This window comes from Marinitenerispora sediminis (genome assembly GCF_003336425.1).
Lineage (GTDB): Bacteria > Actinomycetota > Actinomycetes > Streptosporangiales > Streptosporangiaceae > Marinitenerispora > Marinitenerispora sediminis.
Map to the genome: position 1 here is coordinate 46112 of NZ_QEIO01000018.1, position 16108 is coordinate 62219.

The following is a 16108-nucleotide window of genomic DNA, read 5'->3' on the forward strand; positions in this document are numbered from 1 at the left end:
CGGTCATGACTATACAGGGGTTCCGGGGTGCTCTGCCAACTCGGACGCGGCGGCCCGCCGGCGCCCGGCACCGGCTCCTCCCCGGCCGGGGAGGAGCGCCGCCGGCACCCGGCGGAGGGGCGCTCAGTCGACCCAGACGTTGGACATCGCGTCGCGGTGGATCATCCGGATGGTGGCCGGCAGGCCCAGCCGGTGCAGGGAGTCGGGGAGCCGGGTGTCGTGGGTGAAGACCACGAGCTGACGGTGCCGGCCGACCTCCGCCAGCACCGCCGCCAGGCCCTCGACGGTCTCGGTGTCCATGGCCTGCACCGGGTCGTCGAGCACCAGGAACCCGAACGGGTTGCCCGGGACCATGGTGCGCGGCAGGCAGATGGACAGCGCGAGCGCCTGGAACTCCCCCTGGCTGAGCAGCCCCGGCGCGTGCCCGGCGCTGCCGGTGCCGTCCACGCTGACGTCCACGGCGACCCTGCGCTGGGCGCCCCGGCCGACCAGGCGCAGCGCCTCCAGATCGATGTGGCGCTCCTGGCGGAGCCGCTGCCACACGCGTTCGGCGTGCGACGCGAGCGGGCGCAGCCGTTCGGCGCGCAGCTCCCGGGCGCACGCGGTGAACCAGTGCAGCGCCTGCTCCGCCGGGCGCAGCGTCTCGCGCGCCCGCAGCGCCGCGCGGGCGTCGTCGACCCACGCGGCGAGCTGCTCGGCGAGCTCCGCCCAGCCGTCGGTGGGATCGGCCAGCCGCTCCGTGGCCGCCTTGCGCGCGGCCACCGCGCTGGACCGCAGCCGCCGCCCGGTGCTCTCGATGTGCTCGGCCAGCTCCCCGAGGTCGGTGAGCTCGGCGCCGGCGGCCCACTGCGCCCAGACCTGTCCGAGGTCGCTGTCGGCCGGCAGCCACGAGGGCGGCGGGGCCATCAGGAACCTGGCCTGGTCGCGGGCCTGCTCGGCGCGCTCGTAGGCGGCCGCCGCACCGGCCGCCGCCGGCTCCAGCCGGGCGATCTCCGCCCGGGCGCGCGCCACCCAGTCGGCGTCGAGGGCGTCCGCCGCGCCGCAGGTCGGGCAGTCGGCGTCGCCGGGATGGCGCTGGTGGTGCTCCATGGCCTGGCGGAGCAGCTGGACCACCCCGCGGGCCCGGTCCCCCTTGGTGCCCGCGGCCATCGCCAGCTCCATCGCGGCGCCGCGCAGCTCGCTGACGACGTCGGCCATCAGCGCGCGTTCGGGGACCGCGAGGCGGCGCAGCCGGCGCAGCACCACCTGCCGGGCGGGGTCGCTGGGACCGTCGTCGGCGGCGACGGCGGCCACCCGGTCGAGGTCGATCGAGGGCGCGGTCAGCAGCTCCAGGGCGCGCGCGGCGCGCGGATCGGTGCTGCCGCGCAGCTGCTCCACCAGGTAGCCGAGGTCGCGCGCCGGGCGGCTCTGCTGCTTGTCCAGCCGGTCGCACGCCTTGGCGAGCCGGCGTTCGGTCTCCGCCAGCTCGGTGAGGCCGAGCAGCGTGGTCAGCGTGTCGTAGAGTTCGGCGGCCCGGCCGGTGACGGTCCGGCCGAGTTCGTCGTAGGAGAGGAACGGCCGGAAACGCAGCAGCTCGTCCCCCCAGCCCAGCTCGCCCAGCGGGCCCGTCTCCCCGGTGGGGAAGACCACCTCGCCGTGCGCCGAGCGGACGCTGGCGCCGGCCCAGGTCCGGGTGACGCGGGTCCACTGGGAGTCGCCGGCCATCTGGAGCTCGACGGTGATCTCGGTGCGGTCGTCGAAGTGCAGGTTGCGCCACCCGTCCCGCCATGCGGTGGGCATCCCGTCCCAGCGCAGGTTGCGGCCGGTGAGCGCCGCCTCGATGGCCTCGGCGAAGCTGGACTTGCCAGAGCCGTTGCGGCCGACGATCACGGTCAGCCCCGGGCCCGGCGGGAACTCCAGCACCGAGGCCCGGCCGATGCCGCGGAAGCCCTGGACCTCGACCCGGCCCAGGTAGCTGCGGCGCGAGCGGCGCACGGGCGAGCCCGGCTCGGCCGGCATGGGGAGGTCGGGCGCCTCGCCGCTGGCGCACGCGGCCAGGGCGTCGTCGCCGTGCAGGGCCGCGACGACCCACCGCCGGGCGGCGGGGTCCAGCGGCGCGGCCGACAGCCGCGCCGTGAGGGACTGCCCCGCCTCGGGCGCGTCCTCGTCGTTCCGTCGTCGTGGAGCCTCATTGGCGGACGTTGTCAGGGCTGTCGTCACTGTCGTCACCACACCCGCTCCATTCTTGACTTCGCCTCTGCAGACTAGGACAGGACGGGTGAAACCAGTAGAGCGTTTCTCGCATCCGGGCGGAGGCGGGCCAAGTGTGGCCGGAGTCATAGCAGGGCGGGCGCGGGCGTTCGCGCCCGGCCGGGTCCGTGCCGGAGGCCGCCGGGCCGACCGCGGGCACGGCAGGGGGCACCCGTAGCCGCGGTGGGCGTCGGCCGGGCCCCACGCCCCGGCCACCGTACGCCGCGCCCATCGGAAACGGCCACGTCCGCGCCCGCACGCGGACGCCGCCGCACCCCCGGCCGCCCCGAGGAGGCGGGTCACCGCACACGGGGCCGGCACCTGCCGCGCGTCCAGCGGGCCGTGGCCGGCCCCGGGCTGCCGACTGGCCGGGGCCACCGTGTGACGGCGGGTCCGGACCTGTGCCGGGGCGTCCCCGTCCCGGCCGCCGCCCCGGCGGCTCTCCGCCGATGGGCGGCCGCACCGGGCCGCGTCAGCGCCGCTGCGGCCGCTGACCGGCACCCGGCCCCGCCGACCGGGCTACACCCCCACCATGCGGCGCCGGTTGCCGTCCCAGCTGAAGTGCAGGGTGGCGATGCCGGGGGTGGCGGGGTCCCGCAGGCACTCGTAGATGTGCAGGCTCGGCACGGTGGGGAAGCAGCCCCAGACGCGTTCCGAGGTGAGGACGAAGTCCAGGTCCAGCTCGACGAGGAGGCCGAGCAGCCGGCCGTGCGTGGGCTCGTCGACCTTGGCGAAGGCGTCGTCGAGCAGGATCAGCCGGGGGGCGTGCGGCGCGCCGGAGGCCAGGGAGTCGAACTGGGCGGCGGCGGTGGCGAACAGCACCAGGTAGGCGATCACCCGCTGCTCGCCCTGGCTGAGCGCGGTGCGGTGGCTGAGCCGGCGCTCCCGCTCCGGATGCGCGGCGTCGGTGACGTAGACGGTGAAGGCGAACCAGGACCGGTAGTCCAGCGCCATGCGCAGCTGCGCGCCGTTCGCGGCGGTGGGGTCCAGCCGCCGGATCGCCTCGATGCAGCGGCGCAGGGCGTCGCGCAGCCGGGTGGTCTCCACCCGCGTGCGCTGCTCCGCGGGGCGCTCCAGCAGCGGGACCACGGCGCTGACGTCCTCGTCGGCGTCCGGGGCCAGCCGCCAGTCCAGGCGCACGCCCAGCCCCTGCGAGGTGGTGACGTCGCGCAGCACGGCGTTCATCCGGGCGATGAGCGAGCGCGCCTCCTCGATCTGCCGGGACAGGTGCCCGGCCAGCTCGCCCAGCAGGTGCCGCTCGAACGCCTCCTCCTCCCGCAGCCGGACGGTCTCCTCCGCCTCCGCGATGGCCTGCTCCAGGCGTTGGGCGTAGCCGGTCACGTCGTGGGCGCCGTCGTCGTCGTGGACCGTGAGCCGCTTCACGCCGGCCGGCTCGGTGAGCTCGGTGCGCGCCCCCACGACGTCGGTGGAGGCGAGCGCCCGGTGCAGCTCCTCCCGCCGGCGGAGGATGCCGTTGTCGTCGACGTCGGTGGCCGGGTCGGGGTCGAGGCGGGTCGCGACCGCGTCCACGAACGCGGCCAGGGCCGCCACCCGTTCGGCGGGCTCCGCCGTCCGCGCGGCGTCGTAGCCGGTGAGGGCGCCATCGGGGGCGGCCGGCTCGTCGAGGCCGGCCGCGGTGAGCAGCGCCGGGTCGGGCTCGCCGTGCGCGTCCTGGAGCATGGAGCGCAGCGCGTCACCGGCCGCGAGGGCCCGGCGCGCCTGCTCGGCGCGTTCGCGGCGGGCGGTCTCCAGCCGGCTCTCGGCGGCCACCCGGTCGTCCCGGGCCCGCTGGGCGGTGCGCTCCAGCTCGGGGAGCCGGTCGGCGGCGCCGTCCATGCGGGCCCGCACCTCGGCGACGGCGGCCTCGATCTGGGCGGGGTCGGCGGTGCGCGCGCGGTCGGTGAGTTCGGTCTGGCGGCGCACGGTGATCATGTCGCCGATCGCGGTCGCGCGCACGTCCTCGGCGACCACGCGGTCGGCCCGCGCCCGCTGCCACTCCTCGACGTGCGCCCGGTAGTCCTCCAGGCCGTGCGCCAGCGCCTCGAGTTCGCGGTGGGCGGCCCAGACCCGTACCAGCAGCCGGCCGAGCGCCGCCCGGGTCTGGGCGAGCTCGTCGCGGTCGGTCGGCAGCGCGTGCTCACGGGCCAGCGCCGCGACGTCGCCGCGGAGCTCCAGCGCGGTGCGCCGGGCGGAGTCGGCGGCCTCCTGCGCGGCGGCGAGCTCGCGGGTGGCCCCGGCGAGCCAGGTCCGCGCGTCGTCCAGCGCCGCCCAGGCCGCGATCAGTCCGCCGCCGCTCGGCAGGGCGCGGGCGGTCGCGATGAGCTCGTCGTGCTGGCGTTCGACGTCGCCGCGGCGCTCCTGGGCCTCGGCGAGCAGCGCCTCGGCGATCGCGATCCGCCGGTCGAGCTCGGCGAGGTGGCGGGCGCGGCTCTGCGTGCGCGCCTCCTCGCCGATGTACTCGGGGACGGCCTTGCGGTGGGCGCCCGCCGCCACGCCGAGCCGCCAGCGGCCGTCCACCGACACGGCGCTGGACGCGGGCGCGGCGCGTTCGAGGTGGAAGAGCGGACCGAGTTCGTCGGCCGGCTCGGCGCCGGCGGGGTCCAGCCGGACGGAGCCCAGCAGTGCGCGGACGTCGGCGGCCGCGACCCCCGAGCCGGGCACCTCGACCGGGATGAGGACGTCGGCCAGGCTGCGGCCGGATACCGGGCCGGCCGGGCTGAGGAGCAGATCGCGGGTGCCGGGGTCGACGACCGCACCGCCGGGGGCGATCCAGCCGGAGAGCAGCCCGGACGCCTCCAGCGCGGCCTCCAGGCCGGCGCGCTCGGCGGGGACGAGCTCGTCGGCGAAGTCCACGGCGAGGTAGAGCGGCACACCCGCGGCGGTGTCGCGGGCGGCCGTGGCCCACGCGGCGCGCGGAGCGGGGAGGTGCTCGCCCACCGCGGCGCGCCGCTCGGAGAGGTCGTCGAGTTCGGTGGCGAGTTCGCGCTCCTCCTCCACCGCCGTGTCGCGCCGGGCGCGCAGGTCGGCGAGCGGAGGATCGACGATCTCGTTCGCGCGCCGCGCCACCTCGGCGGGGACGTCGGCGTCGAGGACGCGCAGCGCGTCGTCCAGCGGCATCTCGACGCACTCCTCCAGGGCGGTGAGTGCCGCCTCCAGGTCGCTGTCGGGAGCCGCGGCCCGGACCGCGCCGATCCAGCCCCGGACCTCCGCGGCGTAGTCGGCGCTCGCGGCGCGCACGGCGGCGATGCCGGCTGCCTCGCGCTCCCTGGCGCGCTCCACGGCGGCGTCGGCCCACTCCGCCTCGTCGGCGAGTGCCTCGGCCCGGCGCTCGGCGGCGGCGAGGCCGGTGGCGCGCTCGAACAGGTCCGTCGCGGCGGCCTCGCGCTCGGCCCCCCGCTCGGCGCCCCGCGTCAGCCGGTCGTGCAGTTCGGCGAGCCGTCCGCGCAGCTCGGCGAGGTCCACGCCGGGGACGGGGTCGCGCTCGACGGCCTGCTCCAGGCCCTCCAGGTTCACGTGGGTGCTGCTCTCGCGAGGAGCGAGCACGATGCTGGCCGCCCGGGGCACCTCGCCCAGCTCCGCCGGGTCCACGCCCGCCGCGCGGGCGGCGTCCGCGAGCGGGGCGTGCGCCTGGCGCAGGCCGGTGAGCGCCCGGTCGATGGCGGCGACGTCGGCGGTGAGCCGCCGCTCCGCCTGCCGCTCGGTGGTGAGCGCGTGGCTCGCGGCCGCCCACGCGGCCTCGGCGGCGCGGATGTAGGCCGTGACGGCGGCGAAGCGTGCCTGCCGTTCGGCCTCGCTCGGGGCCGGGGCGCCGGGCGTACCGGCGGACAGGGTCGCGACGTCGGCGGCCGCGGTGTCGCGCGAGCGCCGCGTCTGGTCGCGCTCCTCCTGCACGGCCCCCTCGGCCGCCGTGAGCCGGTCCAGCTCCTCGGCGAGGCGGTCGACCTCGGCGTCGCGCTCGGCGTGGTCGTCGAGCTGCCGGCGCACGACCTCCGCCTGGCCGCGCAGCCGGCCGTGCAGGTAGCGGCGGTAGTCGGCGAGGAACTCCTCGACGCGCTCCCTGGCGGAGCGCAGCCCGGTGAGGCGGGCGCGGGCGTCGTCGAGGTCGGAGATGTTGCGCGCCACCGCGTCGAGCACGGTCTCGTCCATCGGCGGCAGCGCCTCGGACAGCACCTCCACCAGTTCGCCGGCCTCCAGCCGCTCGCCGACCGTGGGGCGGCGCAGCCGGTAGAGCAGGTGGACCAGGTTGCGGTAGCGCATCGGGTCATCGAGCCCGAACAGCTCCCGCATGACCCGCGCACGGTAGCCGGTGGCGGTGTCGTAGCAGTTCTCCGGACCGACCTCGGCACGCAGCCGGTCGATCGCGAGCGGGCGTTCGCCGACGACGAGGGCGAGGTCCTCTCCGACCCGGCGGTCGGTGACGAAGAACACGGCACGGGCGTCGCCGGCGCCGGGGGAGGCGGTGATCGCCGCGCCCAGGGTGCGCCACCGGGGCCGGTCGGCGCCGTCGCGCCCGGCGAACTCGATCCACAGGTAGCCGAGGGTGCTGGTCGGCGCGGCCTCGGCGGCGCCGGCGTCCGGCGCGGCGGCCCGGCTGTCCACCAGGAGCCAGCGCAGGCTGGTCCGGCTGGTGCCGGTGGTGTCGAGCCGGCGGGCGTCGCCGTCGAGCAGAAACGGCAGCAGCATCTCCAGCGCCTTGGACTTGCCGGCGCCGTTGCGGCCGCGCAGCAGCAGCCGGCCCTCAGCGAACCGGAAGACGTGGTCGTCGTACTGCCAGACGTTGTGGATACCGGCCCGGTTCAGCCGGTAGCGGCCGGGAGGAGCCGTCTCCTCCTCCGCCGTGGCGGGGTGTCCGGCGTCACTCATCGACCACCCTCCGCTCCGTTCCGCGCCGCGTCGCGCGGTCTGGGTCCACTGCTGACGGTCGTGTCATTCTCCCGGATCCGAGAGGCGGCCGCGTCCCGGCCGCCGGCGACCGGAGGGCCGCCCGCCGGACCCGCCGGCCGCGACCGGATCCGCCCGGACGCCCGTCCGTGGTGGCCGCCAGCGCCGTGCGGGGGCCCGCACCGGACTCCGCGCGGGACGTGCACCGGCGCACACCCGGCACCGGCCCGCAGCAGGGCGAGCTGCGGAGGGGCGGCCGCGCCGGTTCCCGTCGGGGCCGGGTCCCGGCAAGCACGGCAGGACGACGTCGTCCGGGCCGGTCGGCGGCGGTCGGCGCCGGAGGCGCGGTGCACCCGGCCCGAGCACGACGGCGTCCCGAGCGGCGGGTGCGACGGGCGCTGAGCGGCGCGGCCACGGGCCGCACCGCGGACACGCGTCCTCGGTCCGGACCGCCTGCCCGGCCGGCACCCGTGTCCGGCGCCCGGGCGTCCTCCCCCGCGGCCCCGCGCGGCCGGGGGCGGAGTCCCGGTCGGGCGGGCCACCGGAGGAGTCACCGGTCCTCCTCCGCGGCCGGCTCCGAGCGGCCCGCGTCCGGCGGGACGGTGTCCGTGCGGCTCGGCCCGTACCGTCCCGCTGCGGCGAGCAGCCGCCATCCAGAGCCGGAGGCCGCTCCCGTCTCGCGCGCCATGAGCCGGGCGTCGGCGAGCACGCCGAGGACGCGGCCGGTGAAGTCGGCCGCGTCGGGGACGTAGCTGACGGCCGCGCGCGACCAGGGGCGGCCGGACTCCGCGTCGGAGCCCGCCAGCCGGTCCAGTTCGGCGCGCAGCAGGTCGTCCGGCACCGGGACCTCTGGAGCAGGCCCGGCGGCCGGCCGGAGCTGGTGGACCAGCCGGCCGACGAGCAGCAGCGCCGCCTGGCCGACGGGGTCGGAACTGGGGAAGGCGGCGGGGCGGTCGGTGCCGCGGGCGTCCGACCCGCCGTCGTCGGGCATGATCAGCGCGACTCCCTCGGCGCGGATCTCCGCGTCGCATCCGAGGAGGGCGGCGAGTTCGGCCACAGCCCGCCACTGGTGGTGGGCGAGCCGGTCGCGGTGCTCGGCCGGCAGGTCGTCCCGGTACAGGACCGCGGTCTCCGCCAGGCGCCGGCGGATGGTGAGTTCGACGCCGCGGGTGCCGGCGGGGGCGGCGTCCGCCGCGGCGAGGAAGCCGCCGGAGTCGGCGGCGGCGCCCGGCGGGTGCGCGAGCACCTGGCGGACCGCCTCGTGGTGGACGTCGAGGACGGCCTCGGAGCCCTCGGCGCCGTATCCGGACAGGGTGCCCTCGTGCTCCTCGACGGCCCCCCAGTCGGCGAGGACGCGCAGCGCGGCGGCGAAGGCGCGCCGCTCGCCCGCGCGGTCGGCCGGGTCCAGGCCGAGTCCGGCCTCCCCCGCGGCGACGCGGACGTCGGCCGCGAGCCGGGTGACCGCGATCCGCGGCGGGGCCTCCAGGAGGGCCGCGACCGCGAGCGCCAGGTAGCTGTAGGTGCGCGGGGTGAAGTACCCGCCGCTGCCGCGGACCAGCGGCCGGCGCACCGCGGCGACCAGTCCGGTCTTGACGAGGCGGGCGTGCTCGGCGGCCACGGTGAGGCGGTAGTCGAGGACGCGGCGGAAGCGCTGCACCAGCCACTCGGCGTGCGCGCGGATCAGCGCGAAGTCCTCCGGGTGCGTGTGCGCGGTGACGAGCGGGTCGGCGAGCAGCCGCCGGGCGGCGGTCTGCCGCTCCACGGTGAGGGCCACGTCCTCCCTGGAGGCCATCAGTGGGGTCACCTCCCTGCGTGCCGGTCGGGGGCGGACGCGCGGTCGCCGGGTGGATCCGTTCGGGCCTCGGCGCCGCTGGCCCGGCGGTCCCGCCGCCCTTGGCGGTCGCCCGGTACGTGCGACCGGAGTCCCATGGTGCCGTGCCCGGCCCGGGCCGTCAGGGGTCGATGGGCGCAGGGTGATCCGTCTCTCATCCGTGCCGCGCCAACCGGTGGGCGATGCGGTGCCGGGCCGGGCGGCCGGCGCCGGGCTCGGGCTCCGGCGGGCCGCCGGGCTCCTCGGCCGCGTAGCCGGTCGCCCGTAGCCGGAGGGACTCCAGGACGAGGTCGCCCCCGGCCTCGCGCAGGGTGAGGACGGCACCGGGGTCGTGCCGGACGTGCAGCCGCACGTCGAGTTCCAGGTCTCCGGCCGAGACGGGGGCGGAGCCGGCGTCACCGGAGCCCAGGGCCGCCGTGAGCAGCTCCATGAGCACGTCCATGGCGGCCGAGGACAGCCGCAGCGGTTCACCGTCCGCGGCGGGCTCGGCCAGCACGCGGCGGACCTCCTGCGCGGCGGACCGCCGCCAGTGGGCGGCGGCCTCGGCCGCGTCGCGCAGCCGCGCCTGCTGCTCCGAGTGGTCGTCGACGAGCGCGGCCGGCCCGCGGGGCGCGGAGCGGGACACCGGGGTTGCCGCCGGGGCGTCCCACCAGCTGGTGGTCGCCGCGACCGACTCGTCATGGGTACCGCCCAGGTGCCGGGCCGGGTAGAGGGCGAACGCGGCGGTGCACAGGGCGTGGGCGGTCTCGGTGTCGGCGGCCTCGAACCACGCCGCGAGTCGCAGGAGCTCGGCCCGGCCGCGTCGCGAGCTCCGGCCGGCCGGTCCAGCCGTCCCCGGGTCCGCGGAGCCGATCGTCGTCGCCTGGTTCGGTGAGTCACCCACAACTCAGCAGACTAGAGACCCCGCGCCACCACCGTGCCCCGAACCGGGCCGCCGCGCGGTCCTCCCGCCGTCGGACCACCCGCCTGACCTCCGGCTTCCGCGGCCGCCTTTTTCGTCACCGCTCCGGCGGCCGCGCCCGGCCGCCGCGTCAGGACGGCCCGTCGGCGGGCGGGCCGGAGCCGTCCTCGGGCAGCATCAGGCGGCCGCCGTCCACCTGCCGGAGCAGCTCCCGCTGGTCCTCGGGCATGCCGGGCGCCTCGATCACCTCGTACCTGCTGAAGAAGGCGGTGTCGTCGACCGTGCGGGGCTCGCTGAGGACGACGGTGACCTGGTACGGCTCGTTCTGGCAGCCGGGGAGGCACCAGGTGCCCCGCAGCTCGCCGCTGGCGGTCGCCGAGTCAGCACCCCACGAGTCCCATTCGAGGGCGGTGAAGGTGGTGAACTCCGAGGCGGTGAGCCCTTCGGGCTCGCGGTCCTCGCGCCCCTGCTCGCGGCGGAAGAGGTTGTACACGTAGACCTCCGACCCCTCGCCCCCGGACTCGGCCGGGTGCCCGCCGGGTGCGGTGCCGGGGGAGGCAGGGGGCGTGGACGGGGCGCCCGGCGAGGTCGAGGGCGCGGTGTGGTGGCCGGGCCCGGGGGCTCGGGAGTCGAGTGACCCGCCGCCGCAGCCCGTGAGCAGGATCAGGCAGGATGCCGCCACGGCGGCAGCGCGTGCTGTTCTCATGGGTTCCTTTCCGGATGACCGACCACGCAGTGGCAATTGGCATCTCCTCGCGAACCACACTAAGCGCGCGTACCGCGCCGTATCCGTAACGACGCGCTCGACGTTTTACCGCCCCTCCCTCGATAAACCACCGCTTTCGCCAACAACGCGGTTTTCGCGGCGTGATCGGCGGTACCGAAAGGCGGGCGCCGAAGTAAGTCGACACAGACCGGACCGCGACAGGGCACACGAAAAGATCCCCCGGTGTCCACGCGATTGCGTGGACACCGGGGGATCGGGTCACCGGCCACCGGAACGCGGTCGCGATGTGGCGCCGTCGATGACGGCTCCCCCGCGCCCCGGCCGGCTGGCGACCGTTGCCCTAACCGCCTGCGCCGTTCTTCCTCGGGATGGCGTCCCAGGCGGCGTCAGAACTGAGGTTTCCGCTGATGGGCCCGTTGACGCAGTCGCCCGTGGTCTGCGGCGAGAGCGCGACGACGGTCGCGCCGAGCACCGCCACGTTGGCGTTGCACACCTGGACCGGCAGGACCTGCAGGTTCTGGTTGAACTTCTGGCGGGCCTTCTCGACGACGTCGGCCTGAGCCGGGGCGGCCATGAGGACCGCCCCGAGCACCGCGCCGACGATCAGCCCCGCGACCGCTGGTTTCCGCGGCATGGACGTCGGTCCGGTTACAGGTCGACGTTGGTGCCCTGGGCACCGTTCACGCAGTCGCCGGTGGTCTGCGGCGACAGGACCGGCACGACGATGGCGAGCACGCCGACGTTGGCGTTGCACACCTGGATCGGAACGCCCTGCAGGTTCTGGTTGTACTGCTGCTCGGAGGCGTTGACGTCCACGGCCTGCGCGGGCGCGGCGGCGAGGACGGAACCGAGGGCGATACCGGCGACGGCGCCGGCGATTCCCAGCTTGCGCAGCATGGTGAATCCCTTCTGGAAGTACACGGAGTACGTGTGGAGTTCTGGATCGGCGATGGTCGCGGGCTGACCCGGACTAGCCGACGTTGGTGGAGACCGGTCCGTTGATGCAGTCGCCGGTGGTCTGCGGGGACAGGATCGGAATGACGACGCCGGCCACCGCGATGTTGGCGTTGCAGATCTGGATCGGAACGACCTGCAGGTTCTGGTTGAACTGCTGGTCCGAGACGTTCTTGGCCTGGGCGGGAGCCGCCATCAGGACCGAGCCCAGGGCGGCCGCGGCCACCAGGCCGACGGCGCTCAGCTTGCGCAGCATGCGCCTCGCTCCTTAGCGGAAGTCGACGTTGGTGCCCTGCGGGCCGTTGACGCAGTCGCCGGTGGTCTGCGGCGAGAGCACCGGAACCACGATGGCGAGCACGCCGACGTTGGCGTTGCACACCTGGACCGGGACGACCTGCAGGTTCTGGTTGTACTGCTGCTCGGAGGCGTTGACGTCCCAGCCGTGCGCCTGGGCGGGCGCGGCGGTCAGCAGCGCGCCCATCGCGGCGCCAGCGACGAGACCGAATGCGGTCAGCTTCTTGAGCATCTTTTTCCCCATCAAATCAGGCGAGGATTGAATAAGACGCCGAGCGGCGCCCGACGTTGCGGTGGACTGCCGCAATCATTGACCGCTCTCCCGCTTTTTGTCAACGCCGAAATCAGAGAAATCGAAATGTCCGCTTCACACACCTCGCCCCCATTTGAAGAGAGAAGCAAGAAATGGCAGTAAATAAGTTTGCGGAGCTTTCCAGTTCGTTTACCGTGTCGCACCTGACAATGGCGAGTACGGTAAAGTCCGCGACGGGAAAAGCGGCGGTGAACCGCTGCTGGGAGCGGCCCCGTCCCACCGCATAGCACCACGGACCGCCGGCTATCCCCGCAGAAGCGGCGGCATTACCGCTCCGCACGTCCACCGCTCGTCCAGTGCCTGTCCACAGACCTGTGGACATCCCGTGCATACCGGCGACGAACCGATTACGGGCATGCTCTAATTCACCCTCGCCATGCTGCCCTCTTCGCGGCCGTGCGCAGGCATGAGCTGGGGTTTCGGCACTCTCGGCGCGGGCTGCGGCAGGACCGGAAAGCGGAACGGTCAACGTGGGGCCGGGACGTGCCCACAGGAGGGCGCGGGCACGGCGGGAAGAGCGGGAACCGGACCGACGCGACGTGGGGCGGCGCGGCCGGGGAACGGATCGCCCTGCCGCCGGAAGGCGCCCGCGGACGCCGTACGGCACCGGCACCGGGTCCGGCGGCGGCAAGGGGCGGGAAACGAGGCCCGCGACCTGTGATGATGCCACAGCCGGCGCGGTCCGCGCACGCCCTCGCGCACAGTCAGCCGGGCATCCCCGGCCTTACCGAGGAGGAGTTCCCTGGGACTACCAGTCCGCGACCGGCAGCCGCACACCTCCGTAGGCGGCGCTGCGGCGGTGTTCGAGATGCGGTGTGCAGGCCCAGTCGACCCAGTCCGCTCGGTCCGCCAGCTGCTTATCCTTGTGGCCATGACTGCCCAGCCTCCGGAGCCCTCTCCGCGCCCTGCACCATCCGGACAGTTCCGGGCCTCTCACGACGACCGGGAAGCGGTGGTGGAGCGGCTGCGCGACGCGGCAGCCGAGGGGCGCATCGATCTCGATGAGCTGGATTCGCGCCTGGAGCAGGCGCTGACGTCCAAGACCCACGCCGAGCTGGCTGCTCTGACCGCCGACTTGCCCAAGCCGCATTCCTCCGCGAGCCAGCCGCCGCTGGTACTCAGGGGCGGCCTGCATGGCGCGTCTCGCGGCCCCGGGCGCTGGGAGGTTCCCGGGCACGTGATCGCTCACGGAGGCATGGGGGGCGTGAAGCTCGACTTCACCCGGGTTGAGTGCAACCTCCCGGAGGTCACGGTGGAGGCGTACGGGGAGGCGGCTGGTGTCACGATCGTCCTCCCCGACGGCTGGGCCGCGGACACCAGCGGCATGGATCCCGGCCTCGGCGGCCTGACGGACAAGACCACTCCCGACCGGCGTCCGGGAACTCCGCTCATCCGGCTCACTGGGTCCGGCGGCATGGCGGGAGTCGTCATCCGCCACCCCAACCGCTGGGAACGGCGCAGGTTGGAGAGGCATCCGAGACAGGGCTAGGACGCGCGCCGGGGCGTTGCTGTGGACAGGCGACGGCCCGAGCGGGCCGGCCGCACGGCCGCGATGGCGCGCAAGCGCCGTCGCCCCTGCTCAGGAGCCGACCGGTGTCAACGCTCCTCCGCGCCGCTCCGCGCATAGTCCGCGACGACCCGAAGCTTCCCGCATCCGGTGGCCTGCGGCCGCACGTCCCAGGACATGAGAAGACCCCCGGCCACCCAGCATCGCTGCTGGCCGGCGGGGGTTCCGTTCTGGTGGCAGGTGCAGGGTTCGAACCTGCGTAGGCTGAGCCGGCGGTTTTACAGACCGCTCCCTTTGGCCACTCGGGCAACCTGCCTGGAGTGCGGCGATGTGGTGGTCGCTGCGGGAACCACGATAGCGGACATGACTGGCGGACAGGAAATCGATAAGTCCACCCCGGCGGGCGCGTCCCGGGCGCGGGCCGCGCCGCCGGCGGCGGCCGCGCGGCTAAGCTCTGTCTCTGCCGCAGCCGGACGGCGCCCCAGGGCGGGCCGGCGGGCTGACAGAGCAACCGGCCGTCCGCTCGTGGACGGCCCCGGACCGTCTCGGGGGTGCCAGCGTTCGTGGCAGCTGAATCCAGTTTCGACGTCGTCTCCAAGCTCGACCGCCAGGAGGTCGACAACGCGGTGACCCAGACCGCCAGGGAGCTCGCCCAGCGCTTCGACTTCAAGGGCACCGGCGCCTCGATCAGCTGGTCCGGCGACCGGAGCGTGGAGATCAAAGCCAACGCCGAGGGACGCGCGAAGGCGGTGCTCGAGGTCTTCAAGGAGAAGCTGGTCAAGCGCGGCGTCTCCCTCAAGGTGCTGGACACCACCGGGGAGCCGCGCCTCTCCGGCAAGGAGTACCGCCTGGCGATCGACCTCAAGGAGGGCATCTCCACCGAGGACGGCAAGAAGATCTCCAAGATCGTCCGCGACGAGGGGCCCAAGGGGGTCCGCGCGCAGATCCAGGGCGAGGAGCTCCGGGTGAGCTCCAAGAAGAAGGACGACCTGCAGGCCGTCATCGCCCTGCTCAAGGGCAAGGAGCTCGACATCGCGCTGCAGTTCGTCAACTTCCGCTGAGGGGTCGACCGCCGGGGCCGGGTCCGCGGCCCCGGCCGCTGTCCGGTGCCCGCCGGCTCCGGGCCGGGCCGCCGAGGGGCTCCCGGTCAGCCCAGATCGAGGCCGTCGGCCATCGCGCGCAGCCGCCGGATGCGCTCCGTCGTGGGCGGGTGGACCGAGAAGAGCCGGCTCATGCCGCGGTTGGGGAACGGGTGCGCGATCATCAGGTGCCCGGCGGCCAGCAGCCCGCGCTCGGCCGGCAGCGGGTGGGTCCGGCCGCCGATCTCCACCTTGCGCAGGGCACCGGCCAACCCGAGCGGATCACCGGTGAGCCGCGCCGCGGCGAGGTCGGCGCGGTACTCGCGCGACCGGCTCACCGCGAGGTGGATCATCAGGGCCGCCACCGGCCCGAGGACCAGGAAGAGCAGCCCGCCGAGCAGGCTGGGGACGTCCTCGTCCTCGGAGTCGCCGAGGGGCAGCAGCAGGGCGAGCGCCGTCAGCGAGGTGATGAAGGTCGCCAGCGTGGCGGCCACCGAGCACACGAGGGTGTCGCGCTCGCGGATGTGCGCGAGCTCGTGCGCCACGACACCCCGCAGCTCCCGCTCGTTGAGCATCCGGAGCAGCCCGGTGGTGCAGCAGATGGCGGCGCGGCGCGGGCTGCGCCCGGTGGCGAAGGCGTTGGGAGCCGCCGTGGGCGAGAGGTAGATCCGCGGCATCGGCTGCCGCGCCGCGGTGGCGAGCTCCCGGACGATCCGGTACAGCTCGGGCCGCTCGATCTCGCTGATGGGGCGGGCGTGCATGGCGCGCAGCGCCATGGTGTCGCCGAAGAAGTAGAGCAGGCCGTTCACCGCGATCGCGGCGACCAGGCCGAGCTGCAGGCCGCCGGTGCCGCCGCCCAGCCAGCCGCCCAGGATCACCGCGCCGGAGATGCCGGCGAGGAGGGCGGTCACGCGGATCGTGTTGCGGTGCACGACGTTTCACAGCCTCCCTCGTCATGGGCCCCCTTCGGGCTGTCCACCGAGTCAAACGTCCGGATCGGTGCCCGGCGTTCCCGGTACCGGTGACGGAAGTCCCCCTCGCGGCCGGTCCGCCCGTAGGGCTCCGGTTCCGGCGCCCTCGGGGAGGCCACGCGCCGCATCACCACCGGAAATCCGGCCGAACCCCCGCAGAACCTCCGGCAGCCGGGCGAGCGGGGGGCGACGCCCGGGTGACATCCGCCACCCCGACCGCGCGACACCGCCGGTGACGACCTATAGTCGGCAGAGTGACCGTTATCACCTATGGCAGCGCACCCGGCGTCCGGCTGGCCGGCCGCCGGCACGTGGACCTCCTGCGGGTCGCCAGCGCGCTGTGTCACGGCTGACCCCGGCCGAGCCGTTCCGGTCCCCTCTCTCCGGCGCCGCCCCGATCCCGGGCCCCGCCGCCCGGGCC

General features: G+C 75.3%; 13 protein-coding genes and 1 tRNA gene. 3 read left to right on the forward strand and 11 right to left on the reverse strand.

Features of this window, described 5'->3' with window-relative positions; all coding sequences use genetic code 11:
• Positions 1 to 123: 123 nt before the first annotated feature.
• The 9 genes from DEF28_RS05690 to DEF28_RS05730 all read right to left on the reverse strand — a co-directional run bounded on the left by DEF28_RS05690 (position 124) and on the right by DEF28_RS05730 (position 12049).
• The gene (locus DEF28_RS05690; RefSeq protein WP_374058054.1) at positions 124 to 2211 is read right to left on the reverse strand and encodes an AAA family ATPase; all 2088 of its coding nucleotides are present in this window, start codon (positions 2209 to 2211) and stop codon (positions 124 to 126) included.
• Positions 2212 to 2748: 537 nt separating this feature from the next.
• The gene (locus DEF28_RS05695) at positions 2749 to 7092 is read right to left on the reverse strand and encodes a TIGR02680 family protein (protein ID WP_114396176.1); all 4344 of its coding nucleotides are present in this window, start codon (positions 7090 to 7092) and stop codon (positions 2749 to 2751) included.
• Between the two features lie 568 nt (positions 7093 to 7660).
• A complete protein-coding gene (locus tag DEF28_RS05700; protein ID WP_114396177.1) occupies positions 7661 to 8902 on the reverse strand; it encodes a TIGR02678 family protein in 1242 nt (413 codons plus the stop codon).
• Between the two features lie 193 nt (positions 8903 to 9095).
• Positions 9096 to 9824: a DUF2397 family protein gene (locus DEF28_RS05705; protein WP_114396178.1), complete on the reverse strand. Its 729-nt coding sequence runs from the start codon at positions 9822 to 9824 to the stop codon at positions 9096 to 9098.
• Positions 9825 to 9972: 148 nt separating this feature from the next.
• Entirely contained in the window at positions 9973 to 10548 is a 576-nt protein-coding gene (locus DEF28_RS05710; RefSeq protein ID WP_147280511.1) for a hypothetical protein, read from the reverse strand.
• Between the two features lie 361 nt (positions 10549 to 10909).
• Positions 10910 to 11203: a hypothetical protein gene (locus DEF28_RS05715; RefSeq protein ID WP_114396180.1), complete on the reverse strand. Its 294-nt coding sequence runs from the start codon at positions 11201 to 11203 to the stop codon at positions 10910 to 10912.
• A gap of 14 nt (positions 11204 to 11217) precedes the next feature.
• Complete coding sequence (locus DEF28_RS05720; RefSeq protein WP_114396188.1) at positions 11218 to 11466, reverse strand: hypothetical protein; 249 nt, start codon at positions 11464 to 11466, stop codon at positions 11218 to 11220.
• Positions 11467 to 11539: 73 nt separating this feature from the next.
• Positions 11540 to 11779 (reverse strand): hypothetical protein, encoded by a 240-nt coding sequence (locus DEF28_RS05725; protein WP_114396181.1) that lies wholly within the window; start codon positions 11777 to 11779, stop codon positions 11540 to 11542.
• A 12-nt stretch (positions 11780 to 11791) separates the two neighbouring features.
• Positions 11792 to 12049: a hypothetical protein gene (locus DEF28_RS05730; protein WP_114396182.1), complete on the reverse strand. Its 258-nt coding sequence runs from the start codon at positions 12047 to 12049 to the stop codon at positions 11792 to 11794.
• Positions 12050 to 13001: 952 nt separating this feature from the next.
• On the opposite strand from DEF28_RS05730, the gene DEF28_RS05735 reads away from it, so the two are divergent.
• A complete protein-coding gene (locus DEF28_RS05735) occupies positions 13002 to 13619 on the forward strand; it encodes a DUF1707 SHOCT-like domain-containing protein (protein WP_114396189.1) in 618 nt (205 codons plus the stop codon).
• Positions 13620 to 13868: 249 nt separating this feature from the next.
• On the opposite strand, the gene DEF28_RS05740 is transcribed toward DEF28_RS05735, so the two are convergent.
• A tRNA-Tyr gene (locus DEF28_RS05740) sits at positions 13869 to 13953 on the reverse strand.
• 247 nt (positions 13954 to 14200) lie between these two features.
• Here DEF28_RS05740 and DEF28_RS05745 point away from each other — a divergent pair.
• Complete coding sequence (locus DEF28_RS05745; protein ID WP_114396190.1) at positions 14201 to 14698, forward strand: YajQ family cyclic di-GMP-binding protein; 498 nt, start codon at positions 14201 to 14203, stop codon at positions 14696 to 14698.
• An 86-nt stretch (positions 14699 to 14784) separates the two neighbouring features.
• On the opposite strand, the gene DEF28_RS05750 is transcribed toward DEF28_RS05745, so the two are convergent.
• A complete protein-coding gene (locus DEF28_RS05750; RefSeq protein WP_114396183.1) occupies positions 14785 to 15648 on the reverse strand; it encodes a M48 family metalloprotease in 864 nt (287 codons plus the stop codon).
• Positions 15649 to 15941: 293 nt separating this feature from the next.
• Here DEF28_RS05750 and DEF28_RS28950 point away from each other — a divergent pair, with 293 nt between their 5' ends.
• The gene (locus DEF28_RS28950) at positions 15942 to 16040 is read left to right on the forward strand and encodes a putative leader peptide (protein ID WP_309485794.1); all 99 of its coding nucleotides are present in this window, start codon (positions 15942 to 15944) and stop codon (positions 16038 to 16040) included.
• The last annotated feature ends 68 nt before the right edge of the window (positions 16041 to 16108 follow it).